Raw genomic sequence first — 24183 nt, forward strand, 5'->3', positions numbered from 1 at the left:
CTCGGATGGTCCGAGGGGGTGTCGGCATGCTAGTTTTGCCGGCATTGCCGCTTGGCACCACGTTTCCCCGGAGTCCTTACTGATGCGTACCCGTCTGCTTGCCTTTTCCATTCTTGGCGTGGCCGTTGCCCTTGCCGGCTGCCATCGAGGCACGCGTCCGGATGGAGCACGGGTGGACAAGAACGGCGTGTCCAGCATGGGCCAGTTCGAAAACTTCGTCGCCACACACCCGACACCGGAGCAATTCAAGTCGATGTATCCGGGTGTGCAGTTGATGCTGCCGGGCACCGTGAGCACCATGGAAATCCGCTACGACAACTCGCGCTTTTTCCCGCAACTGGACAAGGATGACCGCATCGTCGGCGGCGATTTCCATTGATTTTGTGACAGGCCTGTTAGCCCTGTTTGGCGGCGTGCTGGATGCGCAGCGAGTGATTAAGGCGCAACAGGCAGCAGGTGGGTAGAGCACCCATTGGGTTTATCCAGCCAGGTAAACATCCTTCAGCCGCACGTAGTGATCGGCTGAGTAGTGCAACTGCTCGATCTGCTGGTCAGTCAACACGCGCACGCGCTGGGCCGGATTGCCCAGCCAAAGTTCGCGCTCACCTATCACCTTGCCCGGCGGAACCACCGCGCCTGCGCCAATAAAGCCGTACTTCTTCACGACAGCGCCATCGAGCACGGTGGCGTGCATGCCGATCAGGCAGTAATCCTCGATGGTGCAGGCGTGGATGACCGCGGCGTGGCCGACCGTCACACCTTCGCCTATGATGGTCGGGAAACCACCCGGGGAATGTGGGCCATCGTGCGTGACGTGCAGCACTGCGCCGTCCTGTACATTACTGCGCGCGCCAATGCGGATGTAGTGCACGTCGCCGCGCAGGACGGCGCTAGGCCAGATGGAAACGTCGTCGCCCAGCACGACATCGCCGATCACTGTAGCGGCCGGATCGACATAGGTACGGGCACCCAGGGTGGGCGTGATGCCCTTAAAGCTGCGCACATTATTCATCCTGGCATTTTAAGGCAACGCTGAATAAGTATCACCGTCGTCACCAGCTTCAAGTACGCGTAGTGTTTCCTGGACATCGTACGTATCACACGCCGAAGACCGCCTTGATTTCGGCCCTCGTCGCCAGCACGCTGTCAGGTCTGAAGGAGTCTGACATGAACCAAGCCAATCCCCTACTGGACGATGCCGAACTGCCGGCGTTTTCGCAGATCAGCCCCGACAATGTGACGCCCGCGATCGATACCCTGCTGGCCGCCAGCCGAGCCGGCATTGCCGCACTGACTACCCCCGGCGCACCGCATGATTTTGCTTCCGTCATGCTGCCGCAGGAGCGGCTGGAGCAGCGCATCGCACACGCCTGGTCCCCCGTTTCGCACCTGCACTCGGTGGCCGATAGCGAAGCATTGCGCAAGGTGTACGGCCCGGCCGAGGAAAAGCTCACCGATCATGCGCTCGAAGTAGGCCAGAATCGTGATCTGTATGCCGCCGTGCAGGCTGTGGCCGATGCACCGGATTTCGCCAGCCTGTCTCGCGCACAGCGCGCACTGGTGGAACATGCGTTGCGTGATTTCAGGCTTTCCGGCGTGGCCTTGGAAGAACCAGCGCGTTCGCGCTTTCGCGACATCGGTGTGGAGCTGAGCAAGCTTTCCACCGAATTCTCCAACGCCGTGCTGGACGCGACGGACGCGTGGCACGAGCGCATTACCGACGAACGCGATTTGGCTGGCGTGCCCGAATCCGGTCGCGCGGTGTTGCGCCAGTACGCCAAAGAGCAGGGCACGGATGGCTATCTGGTCACGCTCAAGCAACCTAGCGTGCAGACGGTGATGACCTACGCTGACAATCGTGGCCTGCGCGAGCGCGTGTACTGGGCCTATCAAACGCGCGCCTCCGATCAGGGTCCGCATGCAGGCAAGTACGACAACAGTGCACGCATCGAACGCATCATGGGCCTGCGCCACGAAGCGGCCCGGTTGCTTGGCTTTGCCAATGCAGTCGAAGAATCGCTAGCAACGAAAATGGCCAGTGCACCGGCTGATGTGCTGGCCTTCCTGCGCGATTTGGCGGGGCGAGCCAAACCCGTTGCGCAAAAAGAACTCGTCACGCTGCGCGAATTCGCCTCCAACGAACTGCACATCGACAACCTCGAAGCCTGGGATGTCGCCTACGCTTCCGAAAAACTGCGTCAGAAACAGTACGCGCTGGATGAAGAGCAGCTCAAGCCATACTTCCCGTTGCCCGTGGTGATCGATGGCTTGTTCGGCCTGGTCCATCGACTCTATGGCATTAGCCTGACCCCGCGCGATGACGTCGATGTCTGGCATCCGGATGTCCGCTATTACGACGTCATCGATAAGAGTGGGCGTATTTTTGCCGGTGCTTACATCGATCTTTATGCACGTAGCGGCAAGCGTGGCGGTGCCTGGATGGACGTGTGTCGCGCGCGCTTCGACGATGAGGCGCATACGCAGATTCCGGTGGCCTTCCTCACCTGCAATTTCGCGCCGCCGACCGAAGGTCGCCCGGCTTTGCTCACTCACGATGACGTATTGACCCTGTTCCACGAATTTGGTCATGGCTTCCATCACCTGCTGACGGAAGTACCACTGCCTTCCGTAGGCGGCATCGACGGCGTGGAATGGGATGCGGTGGAGTTGCCCAGTCAGTTCATGGAGAACTTCGGCTGGAACCGGGAGGCGTTGGATCTGTTTGCCAAACATTGGGAAACCGGTGAGCGCCTGCCCGACGAATTGTTCGAACGCATGCTCGCGGCGCGTCATTTCCACGCCGGCCTGTTCCTGGTGCGCCAGCTCGAATTCGCGTTGTTTGACTTCCTGCTGCATCTGGAATACGACCCGGTGAAAGGCGCACGTACACTCGAGGTGCTGGAGCAGGCGCGTCACGAGATTGCCGTGCTGCATCCACCGGCTTGGCAGCGCTTTCCGCATGCCTTCACGCACATCTTTGCGGGTGGCTATGCGGCGGGTTACTACAGTTATCTGTGGGCGGAGCTGCTGAGCGCCGATGCATTCGGTGCCTTCGAGGAACATGCGCGCGACGGGCAAAGCGTGATCGAGCCGGCCACCGGCGAGCGTTTCCGCCGCGAAATCCTGGCGGTGGGCGCAAGCCGGCCGGCCATCGAGAGCTTTGTCGCGTTCCGGGGCCGCAAGCCGGAGCCCGACGCTTTGCTACGCAGCCACGGTTTGGCGTGAGGCCGCTCTTCCTCCTCTCCCCTTTTGTGGGAGAGGACCAGGGTGAGGGGCGACTCATGCCAGGGGCTCGCCCTTCCCTCGCAAACAGGTTCACAATCGCCTCCGCCCCGCCCTGCGACCATCAGCGGCGCAAATCCCCATCAACAGCGCTGTAGACCTGAGGACTCTGCGATGAACGCGATGACGCAACTGCCGCCCGAATGGCACAACTGGATCCAGGAAAATCTCGCGCGTGGTTGTGCCCCGCAATCGTTGATCGACGACATGGTGCGCAATCATTTCGATCCGGTGTTTGCGCGTGCCGCGGTCAACGGCGTCATGAGCGGCCCCTTTGTCGTCACCACGAAACCACAACCGCCAACGCAGCCTGCCAGCGGCTACGTCTATGAAAAGCCGCGGCTCCACGCCGGCAATGTCATCCGTACTTCCGATCGCGACGTGCGCGTGGTCACGCGCGTGAATCGTCCGATGATCGCCGTGCTCGACGGTGTGCTGAGCGAAGAGGAATGCGATGAATTGATCCGCCGCTCCGCTGACAAGATGCGCCGCTCCACCACCGTCGATCCGCTCACCGGCAAGCATGAAGTGATTGCCGATCGCAGCAGCGAAGGCACTTTCTTCACGCTCAATGCCAATCCCTTCATCGCGCGCCTCGACCGCCGCATTTCCGAAGTGATGAATTGGCCGGTGGAGAACGGCGAGGGCCTGCAGATCCTGCACTACGGCATCGGCGGCGAATACAAGCCGCACTTCGATTACTTCCCGCCGGAAGATCCCGGCAGCCAGGTGCAGATGACCATCGGCGGCCAGCGTGTCTCCACCATGGTGATGTACTTGAACGAAGTGGAAGAAGACGGCACCACCATCTTTCCCGAGATCGGCCTGGAAGTCGTGCCGAAAAAAGGTTCAGCCGTCTATTTCGAATACACCAATAGCCAGAACCAGCTCGACAAGCTCACCTTGCACGGCGGCTCGCCGGTGACGCGTGGCGAGAAGTGGATCGTTACCAAATGGATGCGGCAGCGGCGATATGGCGAGACTGTTGTGTAATCGCACGAGCCCTTCCTCTGGCTTCATGGTTTGATCACACCTTTGTTTTGGCGTCGTGGTGGAGACGCCGTCTTTTGTTTGCCTCACTTAGCTCTGCGCCACGTCCGCTTCGACGTGATAGTGCGTGGCAGCCTCAACTTCTTTCTTCGAGCCCAGGAACACCGGCACGCGTTGATGCAAGCCTGTCGGCTGTAGCTCGAGAATGCGCTCGCGGCCGGTTGTGGCTGCGCCACCGGCTTGTTCGATGATCAAGGCCATTGGGTTGGCTTCATACATCAGGCGCAGCTTGCCGCCCTTGCTCTTGATCTTCGCATCCAGCGGATAGAAGAACACACCGCCGCGGGTGATGATGCGATGCACGTCGGCCACCATCGAGGCCACCCAACGCATATTGAAATCCTTGCCGCGCGGGCCGTCCTTGCCGGCGAGCAGTTCACCGATATAGCGCTGCATCGGCGGTTCCCAATGACGCTGGTTGGACATGTTGATGGCGAATTCGGCGGTTTCTTCGGGAATGCGAATGTCGCGGCGGCTGAGGGTGAAGCTGCCCACTTCGCGATCGAGCGTGAACTCGTGCGTACCGTAGCCGAAGGTCAGCACCAGCACGGTGGCGGGGCCATACACCACGTAACCGGCGGCGAGCTGCGTGGTGCCGGGCTGCAGGAAATGTTCGGCCTTCGGCTCGCTCACACCATCCGGACAGTGCAGTACGGAGAAGATGGTGCCGACAGAAATGTTCACATCGATGTTCGAGCTGCCGTCCAGCGGATCGAACAGCAAAAGGTGATTGCCCTTCGGATACATATCGGGAATCGGTTGCGGATCTTCCATTTCCTCCGATGCACAAGCGGCGAGCTGGCCACCCCAGGCGTTGGCCTCGAGCAAGATTTCGTTGGAGATCACGTCCAACTTTTTCTGCGCTTCGCCCTGGATGTTGCCCGTGCCTGCCTCGCCCAGCACGCCGCCGATGGCGCCCTTGTTGGTCGCGACCGCGATGCGCTTGCAGGCGCGTGCCACCACTTCGATCAGCAAGGTGAGTTCGGCATTGATGTGGTCGGCGCGGCGTTCTTCGATCAGGAACTGGATCAGCGAGATGGGCTTCATGGCGAACCTGCTGGAAAAGGGACAGTCATTGTCCTGGCTCAGCCTTACGGAAGCCAGTCATAGGCCTGAATCTCTCACTAGCGTCAGCCCGTCATCCCTGCAAAAGCGCCCCTTTGGATGCTGATGCACCGACAGATGGATTCTCGCTTTCGCGCGAATGACGAGGTGGAGGGTTGCTGACAACACGCTGGCAGTAGCAGGGGCGCAGGCTCTCACCATCGAAAAGGAGGGACGATCATGCGCGACACGATTTATGTGCTGGTGTTCGAAGGGTTTGCGGATTGGCAGGTCGCTCTGGCCCTGGCTGAAATCCGTCGCCCGGGGGATTGGGCAGTGCGCAGTGCCGGCTTCACACGCGAGCCGGTCACATCGATGAGCGGGCTCAAGGTATCGCCCGATGTAAGCGTGGATGAGCTTGATCTGGATGCCGCTGCGTTGCTGATCCTGCCAGGAGGACACCTGTGGTTATCCGCGCAACTTGAGCAGACGGTGGCCGTAGCGCGACGCGTTTACGAAGCGGGGGCACCGGTTGCTGCCATCGATCAAGGTGTGCCGGTGCTGGCGCGTGCTGGTTTGCTCGACCGTTGCCGTCATACCGGCAACTGGCCTGGACAGGTCAATCGCGAAGCGCCCGCGTACGCAGGACACGACCAATACGACGCGAACGTGCTCGCCGTGAGCGATGACGGTGTGATCACGGCAAGTCATCTCGGCAGCATCGAGTTCGCGCGGGAAATCATCCATACGCTGGATCTGTACAACGCCAGCGACCGCGAACACTGGTATCGCTTGTTCAAGCATGCCGTGCTGCCGCCGTGGTTTGCCGGTCAACCCATCGAAGTCGTTCGCGCTGCATAAAAGGCTTAAGAGGCTTACATCATGAACACAAGCAACTTCATTGATCGGCTTTTGGCTGCGTATCGGCCGATGTATCTGCGGGGCCAGTTGATGGATGGCCAATATCGCCTACCTGCCTCGCAGGAAAAGAAACCGGAAAAGGGCGATCGGGTCATAGAACTCACACCGGCATTCAATCTAGGACGCAAGCGAGTGCTGGTCACGTCAGCCACCGCTTCAGCAAGTCTGCGCATGCGGTCGACGGACGAACCATCGGGCGGATTGAGCGGCGCATAACCCATCACCCAGGACATCATCATGCAAAAGACTTATCACAGCAGTTGTCATTGCGGTGCAGTGACGTTCGAAGCGGATATCGACCTCACGCAAGGTACGGGGCGCTGCAATTGCTCCATCTGTAGCAAGGCGCGGCAGTGGGGTGTGATCGTGAAGCCGGATGCATTCCGGCTCATCCATGGCGCTAGTGAGCTTTCCGACTACCAGTTCGGCAGCCACAGCATGCATCACCTGTTCTGCAGGCACTGCGGCATCAGGCCGTTCGGCAAAGGCAGCCTGGATGTGCTGGGTGGCGAGTTCTATTTCGTCAACGTGTTCTGCCTGGACGACGTCGAGCCTGCAGAGTTGATCGAAGCGCCGCTGCATTTTTCCGACGGACGCAACAACAACTGGCAGAACACGCTGGCGGAAACGCGGCATCTATAACCCTTAGTGCCAAGGTGAGGACATGAATCGCACGATCACTTTCTACCACGCACCCAATAGCCGGTCGGTCGGCACGTTTTCCCTGCTCGAGGAATTGAGTGCGGATTACGAACTGCACCTGGTCAACCTCAAGGCCGGCGAATCGCGCCTGCCGGACTATCGGGCGATCAATCCGATAGGCAAGGTGCCCGCGATTCGCCATGGCGACGTGCTGATTACCGAGCAGCCGGCGATATTCATGTATCTCGCCGACCTGTATGCGGAAGCAGGGCTTGCTCCAGCCATCGACGATCCATTGCGTGGCCCGTACCTGCGTTGGCTGGTTTTCTACGGTTCGTGTTTTGAACCGGCCTTGGTTGATCGCTCATTGAATCGGCATCCGGCGCCGCCATCCACGTCGCCCTATGACACCTGGGACGACGTCATCAACACGTTGCAGCTGCAGCTCGCCAAAGGGACGTACATGCTCGGCGAGCGGTTTACTGCGGTAGACGTGCTATGGGGTGGTGCTCTGCATTGGGCCACCCTGTTCAAGTGGGTGCCGGAAACGCCGCAAATTTGCGCCTATATCAATCGCGTCATCACGCGCCCTGCCATGCAACGCCTAGCGGCCAGGGATGCCGACATGCTTGCGCAGCAGGCTGCGTGAGATGGTGGATGGCGACGGGTATGTTTCCATTTGTCTTGCATAGCAGGGTCTCACGCAGTGCGACGGCCCTGCATGACTTCGGACGCTGGTCCGTAAGGTCAACCTGGGCGATCATGCACGGATGCGTCGTGCCGATCGCCTCTTCCTCATCATCAACGCCTTGCGCGGTCGACGTACCGCGCTGCAGGCGCGCCAGCTCGCGGAAGTGTTGGGGGTATCGCTGCGCACGGTTTACCGCGACGTGGCGGACCTCCAGCTCTCGGGCGTACCGATCGAAGGCGAAGCCGGCGTCGGCTACATGCTGCGCAAAGGCTCGGACATCCCGCCGCTGATGTTTACTGCTGACGAACTCGAATCGCTGGTGGTCGGTACACGCTTCGTCCGCGCTTTTGCCGGCGAGAAGCTGGCGGTCAGCGCCCAGGCTGCCTTGGTCAAGATCGAAGCGGTGCTGCCGTCCGAATTGCGCGAACGCTCCTCCCGCACCCGCATCTACGCACCGATCTGGCGCGACGAAGAATCGGTTGCCTTTGCCGCCCGTATCGATCAGCTACATGCTGCGATCGAAGCTCAGCACGTGTTGCGCCTGTGCTATCGCGATGAAGTAGAGCGCGAAAGCGAGCGCGAGGTGGAGCCGCTGTGCCTGGCCTTCTGGGGCGGCAAGTGGACGCTCGGCACCTGGTGTCGTTTGCGCTGGGATTTCCGTAATTTCCGCCCCGACCGCATCAAGCGGATGGACAAGACGGGCGAGGTGTTCCAGAGTGGACCCGATCGCGATCTTGCTTCGTACCTGCAAGCCATGCGGGGGTATTACTCGGGATTGGAATAACGCCTTCCAGGTACGCGGTTGGGTTACCCTCGGATCAAGAAACAGGGATTAAGGCAACCCTGACTAAGTATCGTCGCTTGCTGTTCATCGGGTACCCTGCGCCAATCACGGTACCGTAGGAGTCACCCATGTCAGGTGTGCGTCATCCTCTGTTGTCGATTGCACCGGGCAAGCTGCGTCCAACGCAGATGACGGTGGGCAAGGCCGAAGTGGCCGAAAAACGCACCCAATGGGAAAAGCTCGGCAAGAAGAAGCGCAAGGAAATGCTGGCCGAGCATTGGTTTCCGGGCGTACTCGGTCCCAAGAATCAGGTTTATATCGTCGATCACCATCACCTTGGACTGGCCTTGCTCGAAGAGAAGGTGAAGGAAGTATCGGTGATGATCCAGCGCGATTTTTCCTGGCTGGAACCGGCGGTGTTTTGGAAAACCATGGAATTCAACCGTTGGGCGCATCCCTACAACGAACAGGGCGTGCGCGAGCAGTACGACGCTATCCCGGTGAAGCTCATCGACATGCGTGATGATCCGTTCCGCACACTTGCCGCGCGAGTTCGCAACGCCGGCGGTTATTCCAAGGACGCCACGCCTTATTCGGAATTCCTGTGGGCCGATTTCTACCGGCGCCACATGAAACTGAAAGACGGGCACCTTATGCCCAAGGTGATGAAGGACGCCATGCTGTACGCGCATTCGCACGATACGGCGTACCTGCCCGGTTGGAGCGGCGTGATCGTGCAATGAGTGCCGTGCCGGTACGCACTGGCATCAACGCCGCGGACCTGCTGGCAGGCCTGGCGATTGCGGGTTTGCTGGTGCCCGAAGCGGTGGCCTATTCCGGCATTGCCGGCCTGCCGCCGCAGGCCGGTGTGATCGCGCTGTTCATCGGCCTGATCTGCTACGGATTGCGAGGTACCAGCCGCTACGCCATCGTGTCTTCAACCTCGTCATCGGCAGCGGTGCTGGCCGCCGGCACCTTGGCGTTGGCGGGCAACGCGGCGATGGCGCGGATCGCGGTTGCCGAAACCCTGGTGCTGTTCGGCGGCATGTGTTTTCTCGTGACGGGGTTTGCCCGGTTGGGTGGGTTGTCGCATCTGATCGCGCGGCCGGTGTTGCGCGGCTACACCTTCGGCCTGGCTATCGTGATTGCGCTCAAGCAGTTGCCACATCTGGGTGGTTGGCCGGATCTGCATGGCGATTTCGTGCCGTTGTTGATCAAGGATCTGGTGCAGACCGCCGGTCAGGTGCATGCGGTGACGCTGGGTACCGGTTTGCTCGCGCTGGTGCTGTTGTTCGCCTGCGAGCGCATACGGCGCTTGCCCGGCAGCCTGCTGGTGATCGCTTTAGGTGTGATCGCTTCCGGTTGGTTGTCCGCGCATGGCGTGCCGCTGACAGGCCCCATCGACCTGCATATGAATCTTGCCATGCCGACCTGGCCATCCCGCGATCAGTGGTTGCCCAGCGCGGGGCTTGCCGCCGCCTTGCTGTTGATTCTCTATGCAGAGTCGTACAGCTCGATCCGCGGTTTTGCGCTCAAGCACAACGACCCGGTGGAACCGAATCGCGACCTGCTGGTGCTGGGCGTGGCCAACGTGTTGTGCGGCCTGCTGCAAGGCATGCCGGTAGGCGCCGGTTATTCGGGCACGTCGGCCAACGAGGCGGCTGGCGCGCAGTCGCGTCTGGCCGGTCTGGTGGCAGGCGTCACGGTGCTGCTGATGGTGCTGCTGCTGTTGCGTTGGATCGAGCGTATTCCGCTGGCGGTGCTGGCGGCAATCGTGATCCACGCGGTGAGCAAATCGTGGCGGTTGTCGGTGTTCCGGCCGTATCTGCAGTGGAAGCGCGATCGCCTGCTGGCGCTGTTGGCGGTACTGGCGGTGTTGTCGCTAGGCATCCTCAACGGTCTGCTGGTGGCCATCGGCTTCAGCCTGGTCATGCTGTTGCGCCAATTGGCGGTAGCACGCTTGAGCGTATTGGGGCGGCTCGCCAACGGCCACGATTTCGTCGACGTCGCACAGCATACGGATGCATTGGAGCCGCCGGGCATGCTGATTCTGCGCCCGGCAGAGCCGCTGTTTTTCGCCAATGCCGAATCGGTGATGAGCTTGGCGCGCAAGCAAGTGACGCAGCGTTCCGGCCTGAAGCAGGTGATCCTCAGCCTGGAGGAATCGCCGGACCTCGACAGCACGTCGCTGGAATCCCTCAGCGATTTTTCGAGCTGGCTGCAATCGTTGGGTGTCGGTCTGCACGTGGCGCGCCTGAAGGACGATACGCGCGATTTGCTGTTGCGTGCCGCCCTGCCCCAGCTTTCGCCCCAGGCGCTCAATAACTGGAGCGTGGAAGATGCCGTCTCGGCATTGGCCGGCGCACCTTCGTCAACCGGGAAGCAAGCGTAGTGAAAACAGCAACACGTATGACTTACATAGCGCTTGGATTTGCACTGGCCATTCCGGTTGTTGCGCAACAGAACGCAGACACTCGCTTCAGACAGATTCATCAGCAGGAATGGGCATGGCGCAACGGTAAGGTCGGCATCAGCGCCTCGGGCGAATCGCAGCCCAACAACGGCCGTCTCGATCAAGTGGATGCCAAAAGCCAGCAGGAACGGTTGGGCTATTGGCAGAAGGTCATGAGTCAGCTCGACGCCATCGACGTCAAGCAGCTCGCGCCTGACGAGCAGGTGAACTATGCGGTCTATCGCGAGCAGATCCGCAATTTCATCGCTGACCAGCAATTCAAGCAATGGCAGATGCCTTTCAATAGCGATTCGGCGTTCTGGAGCGAGCTCAACGACGATCTGGATAGCGATGGGTTGCGCAATGAGAGCGATTATCGCCGCTATGTCGATCGCCTCGGCCAGATACCTGCCTACTTCACCCAGCAGATCGACAACATGCGTGCGGGCTTGAAGCGGGGTTTCAGCGTGCCGCGTGCGGTGCTTGCTGGACGTGATGTGTCCATTGCTTCGGTCGCCGAAGCGAAAGATCCTGCGCAGACATCGTTCTATGCACCTCTACAACATATGCCGTCCAGCATTCCGGTTGCAACGGCGGCAGCTATCCAAGCCGACGCGCGCGAAAAAATCAGCAAGGACGTGATTCCGGCTTACGCCAAATTGCTTTCCTTCTTCCGCAACGAATATGTACCGCAGTCCCGTATCACGCTAGCCGCCGAAGCCCTGCCCGACGGCAAGGACTATTACCGCCAGCAGATTCACGAATACACCACGCTCGATCTCGATCCGGACACCATCCACCAGGTCGGCCTGGAGCAGGTCGCCAAGATCCACACGGAAATGCTGCAGACCATGCAGCAAACCGGCTTCAAGGGCAGCTTTGCGGATTTCCTGCATTTCCTGCGTACCGATCCGCGGTTCTACGCCAAGACGCCACAGGAGCTGCTCGACAAGACGGCATGGGTGGCCAAGGAAGTGGATGGCCAGCTCAGTCAATTCTTCGGCCACCTGCCGCGCGAACGCTTCACCATTCAGCCGGTGCCGGATAGCATCGCGCCTTACTACACCTCAGGCCGTGGCGGTCCGGACGTCTATCTGGTCAACACTTACGACCTGCCTTCTCGTCCGCTCTACAACATGCCGGCGCTGACCCTGCACGAGTCCTATCCGGGCCATGCATTGCAGTTGGAATTGGCGGAAGAGGAGCATGACCAGCCTGCGTTCCGTCGCAATGGTTACATCTCCGCCTACGGCGAAGGCTGGGGCCTGTATTCCGAATATCTCGGCAACGAGATGGGCATCTACAAGACGCCCTACCAGCACTTTGGCTACTTGACCTACCAGATGTGGCGGGCCTGTCGCCTGGTCGTCGACACGGGCATCCATCATTTGGGCTGGACGCGCCAGCAGTCGATTGATTTCATGTCGCAGAATACCGCGCTATCCGATCGAGAAATCGCCAACGAGGTCGATCGTTATATCAGTTGGCCAGGACAGGCGCTGTCCTACGAACTGGGTTATTTGAAGATGCTCGATTTGCGGGCGAAAGCCGAAAAGGCACTGGGGTCGAAGTTCGATATCCGTGCCTTCCACGACACGATCCTGCAGATCGGCTCCGTGCCGCTGCCGGTGTTGGAACAACGGATTGATCGTTTCATCACCGAAGGCGGTCCGGAGCCGGACTACGGTAACGATGGCCACGCTGTGAAGCAGTGACTTGCACACGTGCGATAACTTGAGCGGCGCACCCATCAAAACCACCGATGGTTCAACCTGCCACTCTGTAACGGCCCAATAAGTCTGAAGCAGTGTCACCGCCTGCGCTGGTTCCACCGGCTCGAAGCCATGGCATTGCCTGGGTTGACGAGGATCAGGCTGCCCGGTCCGGCTTCCAGGGAGGACTGGTCAAAACTCCACATATAAAGTAATATCTTCACAAACTCTATATGGAGAGTTTGCTATGACAGCTTATCCATTGCCTCGGACCGAGCCCGCCGAAGGCTTGGGTGGCCCTGCCCTCCGCAGTTTCTTCAAGTTGGCGGAGCGGTGGAATCTGCGCATTGCCCAACAGCGCAAGTTGCTAGGGGACCCGCCGGAATCCACCTTCTACAAGTGGAAGCGGCATCAGGATGGCGTGCTGGGCCGCGATACGCTGGAGCGCATCAGTTATCTGCTGGGGATCTACAAGGCCCTGCAGATTCTGTTCCCCGATACCAAGCAAGCCGATGCGTGGTTGCACAAGCCGAACCAGGCGTCATTGTTCGGCGGGCACTCAGCGCTGGAGCGCATGTTGTCGGGCAACGTGGCCGATTTGTACGTAGTGCGGCAATATCTGGATGCCCAGCGCGGCGATCACTAAGCGCATGGCGTGAAAACGGCGCCGCTTGTCGCAGTCGACGAGAACATGCTTCGGCACACTTTGATGGCAAAAACAACAAGGGAAGAACGCGAATCGACACGATTCGTGCCACGGATTATTCATGTCTATCGACACGCCCCCCCTTCGACGCATCCGCTGGAGCCAGGCCTATCGCATCGTGCCGAGCCGCTTTCCACCGGCTGGGTTGTTCGATCGCATCGCCGATCCCGCTGACCTTGATGCCGTCTTCGCGATCGAAGCATTGACCAATCCTCGTTTGCGCGAGGAAGCCAATACACTACGCCTGGTGCCGCGTGATCGCCGCATTAGCGGACCAGGGAGCACGCCCATCATGGCCGCTTTCACGCATCTCAATCCGGAAGGCAGTCGCTTTTCCGACGGTAGCTGGGGCGTGTTCTACGCGGCGCACACGGTAACCACGGCGGTGGAAGAAACCGTCTATCACCGCGAACGGTTTCTGGCCGCCACGGCTGAACCTGCTTGCGATATCGAAATGCGCTGCTACGGCACCCGCGTGGATAGCAAGCTGCACGATATACGCGGCGGTTGGCCGGAAGCACACGATCCCGACAGCTATGTCGCAGGCGTCAAGCTGGCGCGCGAGCTGCGCGCCGCGGGTTCCAACGGCATCGTTTACGACAGCGCACGGCACCGCGAAGGCGAATGCCTCGCGGCTTTTTATCCGGACGTGATCGCTCCTTGCGTACAGGCCCAACATCTGACCTATCGCTGGGATGGCAAGCGCATCGTGAAGGTATGGGAAGTAAGCGAGATAAAGCGCGGTTAACGCCAACGGCACTAACTTACGGAGTTGGCATCCATGTTCTTGAATCAGCGCAACCCGACGTCTTTCTCAGGTGTCCGCGTCGGTTGCAAACCCTTCGCGCGTGCCGCGGTTGAACACATGGTCGTGGTCCAGTACGTCGGCTGCCGCACGAGCCGATAGGGGCTTGAGCTTGGCGTAGATCGGTGTGAAGTCTGGTTGGGTGGCTTCAAACAATTGCTCGAAGCTGTCGATCACGAAATAGGTCTGTTGATATGTATCGATGCGGTAGCGCGTATTCATCACGCGCTCCAGGCCAAAGCCGATGCGGTTTGGCGCTGGCGAATCCAGGCAGTAGATCGACTCACCCTTGGAGCTGACAATACCGGCGCCGTAGATGCGCATGCCTTCGCTAGTGTTGATCAGGCCGAATTCCACCGTGTACCAGTACAGGCGGGTGAGGTTCATCAGCGCTTCGGGGCCGATGTTGAACGCCTTCATGCCGCCGCGGCCGTAGGCTTGCATGTAGTCGGCAAAGACCGGGTTGAGCAGTAATGGCACGTGGCCGAACAGGTCGTGGAACAGGTCGGGCTCGCTCAGGTAATCGAGCTGCTCTGGCTTACGGATCCACCAGCTCACCGGGAAGCGGCGATTGGCCAGATGATCGAAGAACACTTCGTCAGGCAGCAGGCCTTCCACCGCAACCAATTCCCAGCCCGTGGCCTTGCCCAGTACCTTATTGAGCTCGGAGAACTTGGGGATGCCACCGTCACCCAGGCCAAAACGCTCTACGCCAGCCAGGAATTCCTTGCAGGCGCGTCCGGGCAACAGTTCACACTGGCGCTTGTACAGGGTGTCCCACACCTCGTGGTCGGTGCGGGTATAGGACTCCCACGGCTGCTTTACCACGCCGGTGGCGTACACCGGCACATAGCCGCGGTCGGTCTGCTGGTGTTCGACTTTGCGGGGCGCGGCGCGGGTGTCCATCGGTGGCTCCAATGTTTAAGGCAGGCCCTAAAAGGTAAGCAAAAGCATACGACCTCCGTCATGCACGAAGCTTGTTTTATTGCAGAATTAAGGGTTAATAATGCAATATTTATGCGACATAAACTAAAAATATCGAAGGATCATGCATGAATAGCCTGGACCGCACTGACCTGCGCATCCTCGCCGTATTGCAGGGCGAGGGTCGCATCACCAATGCCGAGCTGGCTGAGCGGGTCAGCTTGTCCCCATCCGCCTGTTTGCGCCGCCTGCAGCGGCTGGAGGGGGAGGGCATCCTTGTTGGCTACATCGCCCAGCTCGATCCGGAAGCCGTCGGCCTGGGCCTGCAGGCTTTCGTGCGCGTGCAGCTCACCAAGCACGAGGCCGAAACCATCGAGCGCTTCGTCAAGCATGTGAACACCTGGGACGAGGTGGTGGCCTGCTACGCACTCACCGGTGACATGGACTACCTGATGCACATTTACGTAGCGGACTTGCAGCACTTCTCGCGCTTCCTGCTGGACCGCCTGCTTAATGCCTCGGGCGTGGCCGACGTGAATTCCAGTTTCGTGCTGCGTACGGTCAAGCGTTCAGCCGCCCTGCCTTTGAGCCAGCTCGAACACTGATTCAGGGTTACAGAGATAAGCGGTAGAGCGAGAAATTCGAATAGGGCAGGTAGATGAGTGATAGCCCGCGCAGGCCGTAATAGGCGAACAGCAACATAACGCGTCCCGTTCGGAACGCATGCGGAGAGGGAGTCAGGGTTGCATGCAAAAATTCGCACGCTTAAAACACAGCAAGAAACTGTACGCAAGCATACTTCCGACTTGTACGTCGATTGACGTTAAAATGATGTACTGATGAGCATCGAAGCCGTTTCCGCCCCGGACCGAGACCTGCTGCGCCCGCTGCGTTACCTGTGGCGGGTACCCCTGTTGCTGCTGCATGTGGTGCTCGGCATCTTGCTGTGCGGGTTCATCCTTACCTGGAACCGCCACGCAGTGATGAAGAGCGGGCGCGAGCCTTTCACCCATCGCATGATCCGCGCATGGTCCAAGGCGCTGATGCGCATCTTCGGCTTGCGTTCCGTGCGTGTCGGCCAACCCATGCGGGACGCCGTATTGTTCGTCGCCAATCACACCTCGTGGATCGATATCGAACTGCTGCACAGCCAACGCGCGGCCTGCTTCGTGGCCAAGGCCGAGATCGCAAACTGGCCGCTGGTCGGATGGCTGGCAGCCAGCGGTGGCACCATCTTCCATCGCCGTGGCAACAATCACTCGCTGGCCACGGTCATGCAGGCGATGGTCGAGCGGCTGCGCGAAGGTCGCTCAGTGGCGGTATTTCCCGAAGGTGGTACCGGTCACAACGGCGTGCTGAGAGTGTTCCATGCGCGCATCTTCCAGGCCGCACTGGACGCCGAAGTGGCGGTGCAGCCGGTGGCCCTGCGTTTCATGCGGGATGGCAGGCGGCAGATCGACGCCGGTTTTCGCGAAGACGAAAACTTCCTGCAAAACTTCCTGCGCATGCTCGGCGGCGCGCCGATGGATGCGGAAGTGCATTTTCTGGAACAGGTGCCGATCAGCCAGGATGGTCGACGCCGTATGGCCGATCTGGCGCGCGAGCGCATCGCCAAAGCGCTGGAGGATCGCGCGGCATGACGCTGCCACAGGGACGGGACTTCCGTCCCGCATGGCCGCTTAACAGCGGTCATATCCAGACCATGCTTTCCTCCAGCAGCGTGCGCCGCATGCTGCTTCCGCGCCACGCTTACAAAGTGCTGGAAGGCGCGGAGCCAGTGATGGTCGATGGTGGCGATGGCGTACGCCTTACCGGCGCCTACACCGCACAGAAAACGCAGGCCACCTCATGTGGCCTCGCCGTACTGTTCCACGGCTGGGAAGGCAGCGTCGATTCCACCTATGTCCTGCAGACCGGCAGCCGTCTGCTGGATGACGGTTGGGACATCTTCCGGCTCAACTTCCGCGATCACGGTGAAAGCCACGGCTTGAACGAGGCGCTGTTCCATTCCTGCCGGCTCGATGAAGTCGTGCATGCGCTGGGCGATATCGCCCGCCGCTGGGCCGCGCCGCGGATGGTGTTGGCAGGTTTTTCACTGGGAGGGAACTTTGCCCTGCGCGCGGCCATGCAAGCCCCCGTGAAAAACATTCCGCTGGACTACGCACTGGCGGTATGCCCCATCATCGATCCCAGCGAAGGCTTGTTTTCGCTGGAAGAATCCGCGCCGTGGTTCTACCAGGCATATTTCATGAACAAATGGCGCCGCTCGCTGCGCGCCAAGCAAGCCGCTTTTCCCCATAGTGAATATTTCGAGTTGCAGGAACTGAAACAGAACCTGCGTGGCCTCACCGAGGCGTTAGTACTGCGCCATACCGATTTCGACTCGCTGCAGGCTTATCTGGATGGCTATTCGGTCGCTGGTCGCGCGTTGGCAGCCATGCAGATACCCGCTACCATCCTCACGGCGCGCGACGATCCGGTCATCCCCGTCGATGCTTTTGAAAAGCTTGAGCTGCCACATAACGTGGAGCTGGACATTGCCCCCTATGGCGGGCACTGTGGTTTCATCCGAGGCTGGGACATGACCAGCTATTGCGACGATTACATCGCTGCGCGTTTCAATGCCCTCATAGGATAAAAGCACGGTGCCCGTCGCGTAGCACTTGATCGTGCAGCCAGGTGCCCGCAGCAAGTGCCGCGCCGAAGGTATCAGACCTTCTCCATGTCATCCAGGATTTTCTCGGTATCTGGATACGGGCTTGCGTCACCTTGACAGTGCCCCAAACTGAAAGGCTTTCCACCCGTACCATCGCCTGTATCGCCGGAGACTTCCATGCAGCTACGTAGCGACAACTTCCAGCACGGCACGCCGATTCCGACCAAATTCGCATTCGGCAAGCCCGGCAACCCGGTGGCGCTGTCGGACAACCACAGCCCGCACCTGGCCTGGAAGGAGGCGCCCGCGGGCACTCGCTCCTTCGTGCTCACCTGCATCGACACTGATGTGCCCAGCAAGTCGGATGACGTGAACAAGGAAGGGCGCAGCGTGTCGGCCGACCTGCCCCGCGAGGAATTCGTGCATTGGTTGATGGCGAATATTCCCGTCGAATGCGTCGAACTGGGCGAAGGCGCCTGCAGCGACGAGATCACACCGAGCGGCAAACAGGAACCTTTCGGCCCGCCAGGCAGCGTGCAGGGCGTGAATGATTACACCACCTGGTTCGCCGACGACGCCGACATGGGCGGCACATACCTGGGCTACGATGGCCCCTGCCCGCCGTGGAACGACACGCTGGTGCATCACTATCACTTTCGTGTCTACGCACTGGATACCGAGTTGGCGTTGAAACCCGGTTTCAGCCTCGCCGAATTGCGCACGGCGATGCATGGCCACGTGCTGGGGGAAGCAGTGCTCACCGGCATCTACAGCCTCAATTCTAAAGGCAACGCTGAACCAACCGAAAAAAAAACAGGCGACTGCAACAATTACATTGGGCAACCTTCACGCCCGAACAGCATGTAATGTGTCACATAAAGAGCGGAGCGTGCGACATCACGCCTTGATGTCAGAAGGAGCGCCGTCATGCTGCATTACGCCCTGGTTTTTCTGGTTATCGCTGTCATCTCAGCCTTGCTTGGATTTACGCGTATTGCTGGTACCGCTGCCTGGATCGCCAAGGTACTGTTTGTGCTCTTTCTGATCCTGGCCGCGATCGCCTTTTTGCGGTGAGTAAGCTGAACGGCGCCGCGATCGTTCAGCCAATGGGCCGACAACCCGCTACAGTCAAGACCTTGCCATCGGAGAACGTCATGAACAAAGAAGTCCAGGCGCACGAGACGCACGAACACGAGCACGAGCACAACATCCACGAGCGCATCGACCATGGCGCCGAACGCATCAAGCAGGCTACGTCCGACGCCGTCGCCAACAGCAAAGACAAGTTCGGGCGCGTCGCCGATCATCTTGAGGACGGACTGCACCGCGCCACCGACAAGGCCGCGCATGCCGCCAACCGCGCCAGCGATAAGGTGGACGAAGCGAAAGAGCGGGGTCGTGCCGCCTACGGCCAGGCCCGGGATCGCGCCGACGAATGGCTGGACGAAGTGCGTGACTACGTTCGCGAGAAGCCAGTCCAGGCCGTTGCCATTGCATTGGGCGCGGGCTGGCTGCTTGGCCGTATCCTTCGTCGCTGATCCTTGACGATTTCAGCACGGAGGGGGCGATGCACGATTCCGTGCGCGATAACGAGGCGGCCGGGCAAACCGAGCCGCCGCCAAGGTCAGCGCCAAGCGGCCTGATCGATGAACTTGGTCAGTTGGCCGGGGCGGTGCGCCGGTTGTTTGGCGAGCAAATGCACCTGCTGGTTGCCGAACTGGGATTGGCGCGCAGCGCCGTTTCCTGGCTGCTGGCGGCTGGCCTGATTGCGACCGTGACAGGTGTTGGTCTCGGCTTGACCGTGTTGGGCCTGATCGGACTGGTGTTGGCCAAATGGCTCCATTCCTGGATCGCAGCCTTTGCCGTGCTTGCCGTGTTGGAAGCACTGGCACTCTTTGGTGCCGTCCTGTTGTTCCGTCGTTGCATGCATTGGATGAGCTTGCCCGCCAGCCGTCAGGAATGGGGGGCGATCATGCGCGATACTTTGCAAAAGGCCGAGCAGGACATCGAGGCCGACAAGCGTTCGGACTGAAGGGGCCTCAGCCATGAGTTTGTTCAAGCAGCTTGAAAGGGTTCGCAAGGCGCGCGACCGTGTGGCGATCCGCCGCGACGAAGTCGCCACGCCCGCGGCTGCCCTACTGGCGCGTGGCCATCGCCACCCGCTGACTACGGTAGGTGCAGCAGCTGGCGCGGGTTTCATGCTCGGCACGCTTGGGGTCGGCGCATTGCGCGTACCCGGCATGGCGTCGATGATCAGCACCAGCATGGCAGATATCGTGGCGCACGGCATGCGCCTGATCGCTGAACTCGGCATGGATGACAGCGACAACGAAAACGACAGCAACGATACATGACCGGCATCAAGCCCACGGCATTGCCCAGCAATACGCCAGAGGCCGGAGCACCGCACGCAACAGCGCCAGCCCCGACACCTGCCGCTGTACTCACCTCCAAACAGATCAAGCAGGCCGCACAAGGTGTACACCGCTTGCGAGGACACCTGCGCGCCATCCGCATGACGCTCAATGCCCTGTTGATCCTGGCCCTGCTCTACACCGTCACCCTCGTCAAAGCGCTGATCATTCCGCTGGTGCTGGCCGCCTTTATTGGCTTGGCGTTGAATCCCATCGTTGCGCGCGGCACACGCCATCACATACCGCGCTGGTTGGGCGCAAGCGTGCTGATGATCACGCTGATCGCCGGCATCGGTCGCGGCATCGGCATGCTGAGCGGGCCAGCAATGACCTGGCTGCATACCGCGCCGTCGCAGATCCGCAGCTTCATTCCCAAGCTTGAACACTTCACTCGCCCCCTGGAAGCGGCAGGCCGCGCCACGCAGACGCTCGTCAACGGTCATCCAAGCTTGTCGGCGCAGAGTCCTGGTGAAGTTGCCTTCAACGCTTGGGACGTACTGGCGAACGCGCCGAAAGTGCTGGCGGCAGTGCTCACCGTGCTGCTGTTGGTGTTCTTTTTCCTGGTCTATGGCGACCTGATCCTGCGCCGATTGGTGGAGATCGCGCCGAATTTCGGCTACAAGCGTCACGCGGTGAACCTCGTGCGCGGCATCCAGACCGAAGTGTCGCGCTACATCCTCACCACCGTGCTGATCAACGCCTCGCTCGGCCTCGTCACCGCCAGCATGCTGTACCTCATGCACATGCCTGATCCATTGCTATGGGGCACGGTGGCGATGTTCGCCAACTTCATTCCTTACGTCGGCGCCATCGTCACCACCACCACGCTGCTGTTCGTCGGCTTGATCCATTTCGAGCAACTGCCGGACGCACTGCTGCCCGCGTTCTGCTTTGCGTGCATCACCGCGGTCGAAGGCAACCTGATCACGCCAATGATTCTGGGCAGGCGCATGCGCGTCAGCCCCATCGCCATCCTGATCTGGCTGCTTATCTGGGGTTGGCTATGGGGCGTGCCCGGCGCGCTGCTGGCGGTACCGATGCTGACCAGCGCGAAGCTGATTGCGGAGCGCGTGCGCGGATGGGAGTGGTTTGCGCGGATAGTGCAGCGCTGATCAATTCCACGTATCCGCCATACCTGTCGAGATCGATGCCGACGCATCGCGTCTGGTTTCGATGACATCCCCTGACATGCCAAGCGGCTAACGTCGTGCCCTGCCCGCGCGCTAGCGCGCCGGTCAAGCATTCCGCAGGGAGTCATCAATGCACGACCCGAACGATATCGTGGCGGCCATCGCGCCGCCGCTCCATCAGCGCTACTTCGTCGACGTCACCGGCTTTGCGCGCAACGAAGCGTCGTCCGTGCGCGAGTTCGAAGTACACGAACAGCTCGGCCATTACTACCGCATCACGCTCACGCATCCCGAGGCGCTCACGCGCGCGGAGATGGTCGGCAAGGATGCGAGCTTCCGCATGCTGTCCGCCGACGGCACGCCGCGCCGCTTCGCCGGTTGCATCACCGCCTTCAGTCAACTGCGGCGCAGCCAGGACGAATACACCTATCGCATCGTGATCGAACCGCACGTCGCGCGCCTGCGTCTCACGCGCGCCAGCCGCATCTTCCAGCATCAGACCGCGCCGCAGATCATCGAGGCGATCCTGCGCCGTCACGGCTTCAAGGGGCACCAGTTCATCTTCAAGCTGCGCCGCAAGTACCCGGAATATACTTTTAGATTTCAGTATCAGTGCAGCGACGCATGTTTCATGAAAATACTCATGGAACAGGAAGGCTTATTTTCCTACGTCGAAGAAGGCGAACACGGGGATCTTCTCGTGCTCGGGGACGACATCGACCATTATATATACCTCCCCACGCTGACCCTGCCTTTCCGTGAACCCGCTGGCCTGAATGCCGGCGGTGACGCCATCCTTGCACTCGAAACGCACGCGCGAACCGTGCCGCAGTCGTTCCGGGTGGCCGACTATAACCCGGATCTGGCGTGGGAGCGTATCCAGGCCGAAGCCAATGTCGCGAGTAAGGACACCACGACTTACGGCCAGCCGTATATCTACGGCACCGGTCATCTGGATCAGAAACAAGCCCAATGGGAAGCACAACTGCGCCACGAAGCCGCCATCAGCGGGCAGGTGCGCTATCAGGGCGAGACCACCCATCCCGGCCTGCGCTGCGCGCGCATCACCCACACCACCGAGCCTTTGCCCGATGCACCGAACGGCATGGTGATCACCGAGGTGATCCACCGCGGCGCGCGCGACCAGGCGTATCGCAACAGCTTCAAAGCGATACCGGCCGACCGGCGCTTCCGCCTGCCGCTCGACGAGGCGTCGTGGCCGAAGATCCACGGCACGCTATCCGCGCGCGTCACCTCGCCGAGCAAATACAAGTACGCCTACCTGACCAAGGCCGGCTACTACGTGGTGCGCTTCGATCTGGATTTCGATGCCTGGAATCCCGGTGGCGAAAGCGTGCCGTTGCGTCTTGCCAAACCCTTCGCCGGCAAGCGGCAGACCGGCATGCACTTCCCCGCGCTGGATGGCGACGAAGCCGTCATCGAGTTCCGCGACGGCGACCCGAACAAGCCCTATATCGCCGCCTTCCACCACCACAGCCAAGCCGTCGACCTGATCACCACCCAGGACCGCTGGCTGTCGCGCAACGTGATCCGCACGCAAAGCGACAACAAGCTGCAGATGGAAGACTGGAAGGACCAGGAGCACGTCAAGTTCAGCACGCAGCATTCGGGCAAGAGCCAACTCACGCTTGGCCATATGGTCAACGGCAACCGCGAGAAGCGCGGTGAGGGCTTTGAGCTGCGCACGTCGGCGCACGGCGCCGTGCGCGCCGGCAAAGGGTTGTTCATCAGCACCGACGATCGGCCCGGTGCCCAGGGCGCGCAGCTCGACATGCAGGAAGCCATGCGGCAACTCCAGTCCGCGCATGCGCAGATGGAAAGTTTGGCGCAGGTGACCCGCGACGCACAGGCCGAAGCGTCTGACGTCAAGGCGATGAACGAGGTCCTGCAAACGCAGCTCAAGGAACTACAACAGGCTGTGATGGTGTTGTCGGCACGCTCGTCCATTGCCTTCACCACACCAGACACGATCCAGCACAGTGCCGGAAAGAACCTCACTTTCACTGCGGGCGAAAGCGCCGACGTGGGCGTGCTACGCAAGTTTCGCGTGGCGGCCGGCGAACTGATCAGCCTGTTCGCGCAGAAGATGGGGCTATCGCTCATCGCCAGTCGGGGCAAAGTCGCCATCCAGGCGCAGAACGACGCGATGGCACTGTCCGCCCTCAAGGATGTGACCGTGACCAGCACCAACGGCAAACTCATCCTGTCCGCGAAAAAAGAGGTGTGGATCGGTGCCGGTGGCTCCTACATCCGCCTCGATGCCACGCGCATCGAAAGCGGCACGCCGGGCGACATTCTCGAAAAATGCGCGGCGTGGGAGAGGCGGACGCCGGATTCACAGATCAGGAAAGACACCCTGCCATGGACAAGTGAACTGCCTGACCTGCGACGTCATGGCTCGAAGTTCTCGGGCTGATCACCGAAGCGGGTACTCCAGAGAACCTAAAGAATAACGAGAACTCACACATGCCAAAGAACATCACTGCACGCTTTGTCGTATCGATGCTCCTGATGATGCCTATCACCCTGTTGCAGTCCAACTTAGGCGCAGCGGCCATTTCGCGGCCATCTAGTGCAACTGAACAGTCGTCAGTAGCCTGCCCAAGTCGGAATTTCGATAAATTCCTTCAGGCATTTGCCGATGACGTGGCGATTCAGCGCGCCTACACGCAAGTGCCGTTGAAGAGTACCGAATTTATGCATGCCAATCCCGAGCCGGTGCCGAGGACGCAATGGCTGCGCTTGGCAGATATCCGCTTCCCAATCATGCCAAGCAAGGCCGACCAAGAGGCATATCGAGCGAAAACGACGATCAGAAAGCCGTCAAAAAATGGTCGCAGCGTCAAGGTGTCCGGCACCGATAACGGCGCACTTGTCGTGTACGAATTCGGCTTTCGAGCCGGCTGTTGGATGCTTATCAGTGTCGATGACCAGTCCATGTAAGCAGTT

26 protein-coding genes and 1 pseudogene are annotated in these 24183 nt (G+C 60.3%); 24 read left to right on the forward strand and 3 right to left on the reverse strand.

Annotated features, from left to right (window positions below):
- The first annotated feature begins 82 nt into the window (after nt 1-82).
- Nucleotides 83-379, forward strand: a complete 297-nt coding sequence (locus tag EO087_RS11860) for a hypothetical protein (RefSeq protein ID WP_128899044.1) — start codon at nt 83-85, stop codon at nt 377-379.
- Nucleotides 380-478: 99 nt separating this feature from the next.
- Here the strand turns inward: EO087_RS11860 and EO087_RS11865 are convergent, their stop codons facing one another.
- Nucleotides 479-1012 carry a gamma carbonic anhydrase family protein gene (locus EO087_RS11865; protein WP_128899045.1) on the reverse strand — a complete coding sequence of 178 codons (534 nt, stop codon included), beginning with the start codon at nt 1010-1012 and terminating at the stop codon, nt 479-481.
- Between the two features lie 155 nt (nt 1013-1167).
- On the opposite strand from EO087_RS11865, the gene EO087_RS11870 reads away from it, so the two are divergent.
- The gene (locus EO087_RS11870; protein WP_128899046.1) at nt 1168-3225 is read left to right on the forward strand and encodes a M3 family metallopeptidase; all 2058 of its coding nucleotides are present in this window, start codon (nt 1168-1170) and stop codon (nt 3223-3225) included.
- A 171-nt stretch (nt 3226-3396) separates the two neighbouring features.
- The gene (locus EO087_RS11875; protein ID WP_128899047.1) at nt 3397-4275 is read left to right on the forward strand and encodes a 2OG-Fe(II) oxygenase; all 879 of its coding nucleotides are present in this window, start codon (nt 3397-3399) and stop codon (nt 4273-4275) included.
- Nucleotides 4276-4362: 87 nt separating this feature from the next.
- Here the strand turns inward: EO087_RS11875 and EO087_RS11880 are convergent, their stop codons facing one another.
- Nucleotides 4363-5379 carry a class 1 fructose-bisphosphatase gene (locus EO087_RS11880; protein ID WP_128899048.1) on the reverse strand — a complete coding sequence of 339 codons (1017 nt, stop codon included), beginning with the start codon at nt 5377-5379 and terminating at the stop codon, nt 4363-4365.
- Nucleotides 5380-5616: 237 nt separating this feature from the next.
- Between EO087_RS11880 and EO087_RS11885 the strand changes: the two genes are divergently transcribed.
- From EO087_RS11885 to EO087_RS11930, 10 genes are all read left to right on the forward strand, one after another.
- Nucleotides 5617-6237, forward strand: coding sequence for a DJ-1/PfpI family protein (locus EO087_RS11885; RefSeq protein WP_128899049.1), 621 nt, complete (start codon nt 5617-5619; stop codon nt 6235-6237).
- A 21-nt stretch (nt 6238-6258) separates the two neighbouring features.
- Nucleotides 6259-6513, forward strand: coding sequence for a hypothetical protein (locus EO087_RS11890; RefSeq protein ID WP_128899050.1), 255 nt, complete (start codon nt 6259-6261; stop codon nt 6511-6513).
- Between the two features lie 21 nt (nt 6514-6534).
- Nucleotides 6535-6939, forward strand: a complete 405-nt coding sequence (locus EO087_RS11895; RefSeq protein WP_128899051.1) for a GFA family protein — start codon at nt 6535-6537, stop codon at nt 6937-6939.
- Between the two features lie 22 nt (nt 6940-6961).
- The gene (locus EO087_RS11900; RefSeq protein WP_128899052.1) at nt 6962-7588 is read left to right on the forward strand and encodes a glutathione S-transferase family protein; all 627 of its coding nucleotides are present in this window, start codon (nt 6962-6964) and stop codon (nt 7586-7588) included.
- 121 nt (nt 7589-7709) lie between these two features.
- Nucleotides 7710-8414, forward strand: a complete 705-nt coding sequence (locus EO087_RS11905; RefSeq protein WP_128899053.1) for a YafY family protein — start codon at nt 7710-7712, stop codon at nt 8412-8414.
- A gap of 128 nt (nt 8415-8542) precedes the next feature.
- On the forward strand, nt 8543-9157 hold the full coding sequence (locus tag EO087_RS11910; RefSeq protein ID WP_128899054.1) for a ParB-like protein: 615 nt from the start codon (nt 8543-8545) through the stop codon (nt 9155-9157).
- Entirely contained in the window at nt 9154-10806 is a 1653-nt protein-coding gene (locus EO087_RS11915; protein ID WP_128899055.1) for a SulP family inorganic anion transporter, read from the forward strand. The genes EO087_RS11910 and EO087_RS11915 overlap by 4 nt, the downstream gene beginning before the upstream one ends.
- Before the next feature lie 17 nt (nt 10807-10823).
- A complete protein-coding gene (locus EO087_RS11920) occupies nt 10824-12581 on the forward strand; it encodes a DUF885 family protein (RefSeq protein ID WP_128899056.1) in 1758 nt (585 codons plus the stop codon).
- A 244-nt stretch (nt 12582-12825) separates the two neighbouring features.
- Nucleotides 12826-13224, forward strand: coding sequence for an MbcA/ParS/Xre antitoxin family protein (locus EO087_RS11925; protein WP_128899057.1), 399 nt, complete (start codon nt 12826-12828; stop codon nt 13222-13224).
- A gap of 121 nt (nt 13225-13345) precedes the next feature.
- Nucleotides 13346-14032 (forward strand): RES family NAD+ phosphorylase, encoded by a 687-nt coding sequence (locus EO087_RS11930; RefSeq protein ID WP_128899058.1) that lies wholly within the window; start codon nt 13346-13348, stop codon nt 14030-14032.
- 66 nt (nt 14033-14098) lie between these two features.
- On the opposite strand, the gene phhA is transcribed toward EO087_RS11930, so the two are convergent.
- Entirely contained in the window at nt 14099-14995 is an 897-nt protein-coding gene (gene phhA, locus EO087_RS11935) for a phenylalanine 4-monooxygenase (RefSeq protein ID WP_128899059.1), read from the reverse strand.
- Between the two features lie 146 nt (nt 14996-15141).
- Between phhA and EO087_RS11940 the strand changes: the two genes are divergently transcribed.
- The 11 genes and pseudogenes from EO087_RS11940 (at nt 15142) to EO087_RS11990 (ending at nt 24177) form a co-directional block, all read left to right on the forward strand.
- Entirely contained in the window at nt 15142-15618 is a 477-nt protein-coding gene (locus EO087_RS11940) for an Lrp/AsnC family transcriptional regulator (protein ID WP_128899060.1), read from the forward strand.
- A gap of 234 nt (nt 15619-15852) precedes the next feature.
- Nucleotides 15853-16653 (forward strand): lysophospholipid acyltransferase family protein, encoded by an 801-nt coding sequence (locus EO087_RS11945; protein WP_128899061.1) that lies wholly within the window; start codon nt 15853-15855, stop codon nt 16651-16653.
- Complete coding sequence (locus EO087_RS11950) at nt 16650-17651, forward strand: alpha/beta fold hydrolase (protein ID WP_128899062.1); 1002 nt, start codon at nt 16650-16652, stop codon at nt 17649-17651. Before EO087_RS11945 ends, EO087_RS11950 begins: the two co-directional genes overlap by 4 nt.
- Nucleotides 17652-17846: 195 nt before the next feature.
- Nucleotides 17847-18449 (forward strand): annotated as a pseudogene (locus EO087_RS11955) (YbhB/YbcL family Raf kinase inhibitor-like protein); the annotation flags it as partial.
- Nucleotides 18450-18596: 147 nt separating this feature from the next.
- Nucleotides 18597-18743 carry a DUF1328 domain-containing protein gene (locus tag EO087_RS11960; RefSeq protein ID WP_128899064.1) on the forward strand — a complete coding sequence of 49 codons (147 nt, stop codon included), beginning with the start codon at nt 18597-18599 and terminating at the stop codon, nt 18741-18743.
- A gap of 80 nt (nt 18744-18823) precedes the next feature.
- A complete protein-coding gene (locus EO087_RS11965) occupies nt 18824-19207 on the forward strand; it encodes a DUF883 family protein (protein WP_128899065.1) in 384 nt (127 codons plus the stop codon).
- Between the two features lie 29 nt (nt 19208-19236).
- On the forward strand, nt 19237-19701 hold the full coding sequence (locus EO087_RS11970) for a phage holin family protein (RefSeq protein ID WP_128899066.1): 465 nt from the start codon (nt 19237-19239) through the stop codon (nt 19699-19701).
- 13 nt (nt 19702-19714) lie between these two features.
- Entirely contained in the window at nt 19715-20023 is a 309-nt protein-coding gene (locus tag EO087_RS11975; RefSeq protein WP_128899067.1) for a hypothetical protein, read from the forward strand.
- Complete coding sequence (locus EO087_RS11980; RefSeq protein WP_128899068.1) at nt 20020-21195, forward strand: AI-2E family transporter; 1176 nt, start codon at nt 20020-20022, stop codon at nt 21193-21195. The genes EO087_RS11975 and EO087_RS11980 overlap by 4 nt, the downstream gene beginning before the upstream one ends.
- A 148-nt stretch (nt 21196-21343) precedes the next feature.
- On the forward strand, nt 21344-23650 hold the full coding sequence (locus tag EO087_RS11985; protein WP_128899069.1) for a type VI secretion system Vgr family protein: 2307 nt from the start codon (nt 21344-21346) through the stop codon (nt 23648-23650).
- Between the two features lie 50 nt (nt 23651-23700).
- Complete coding sequence (locus tag EO087_RS11990; RefSeq protein ID WP_128899070.1) at nt 23701-24177, forward strand: hypothetical protein; 477 nt, start codon at nt 23701-23703, stop codon at nt 24175-24177.
- The last annotated feature ends 6 nt before the right edge of the window (nt 24178-24183 follow it).

The sequence above is a fragment of the Dyella sp. M7H15-1 genome (genome assembly GCF_004114615.1).
In the GTDB taxonomy this organism is placed as follows: domain Bacteria; phylum Pseudomonadota; class Gammaproteobacteria; order Xanthomonadales; family Rhodanobacteraceae; genus Dyella_B.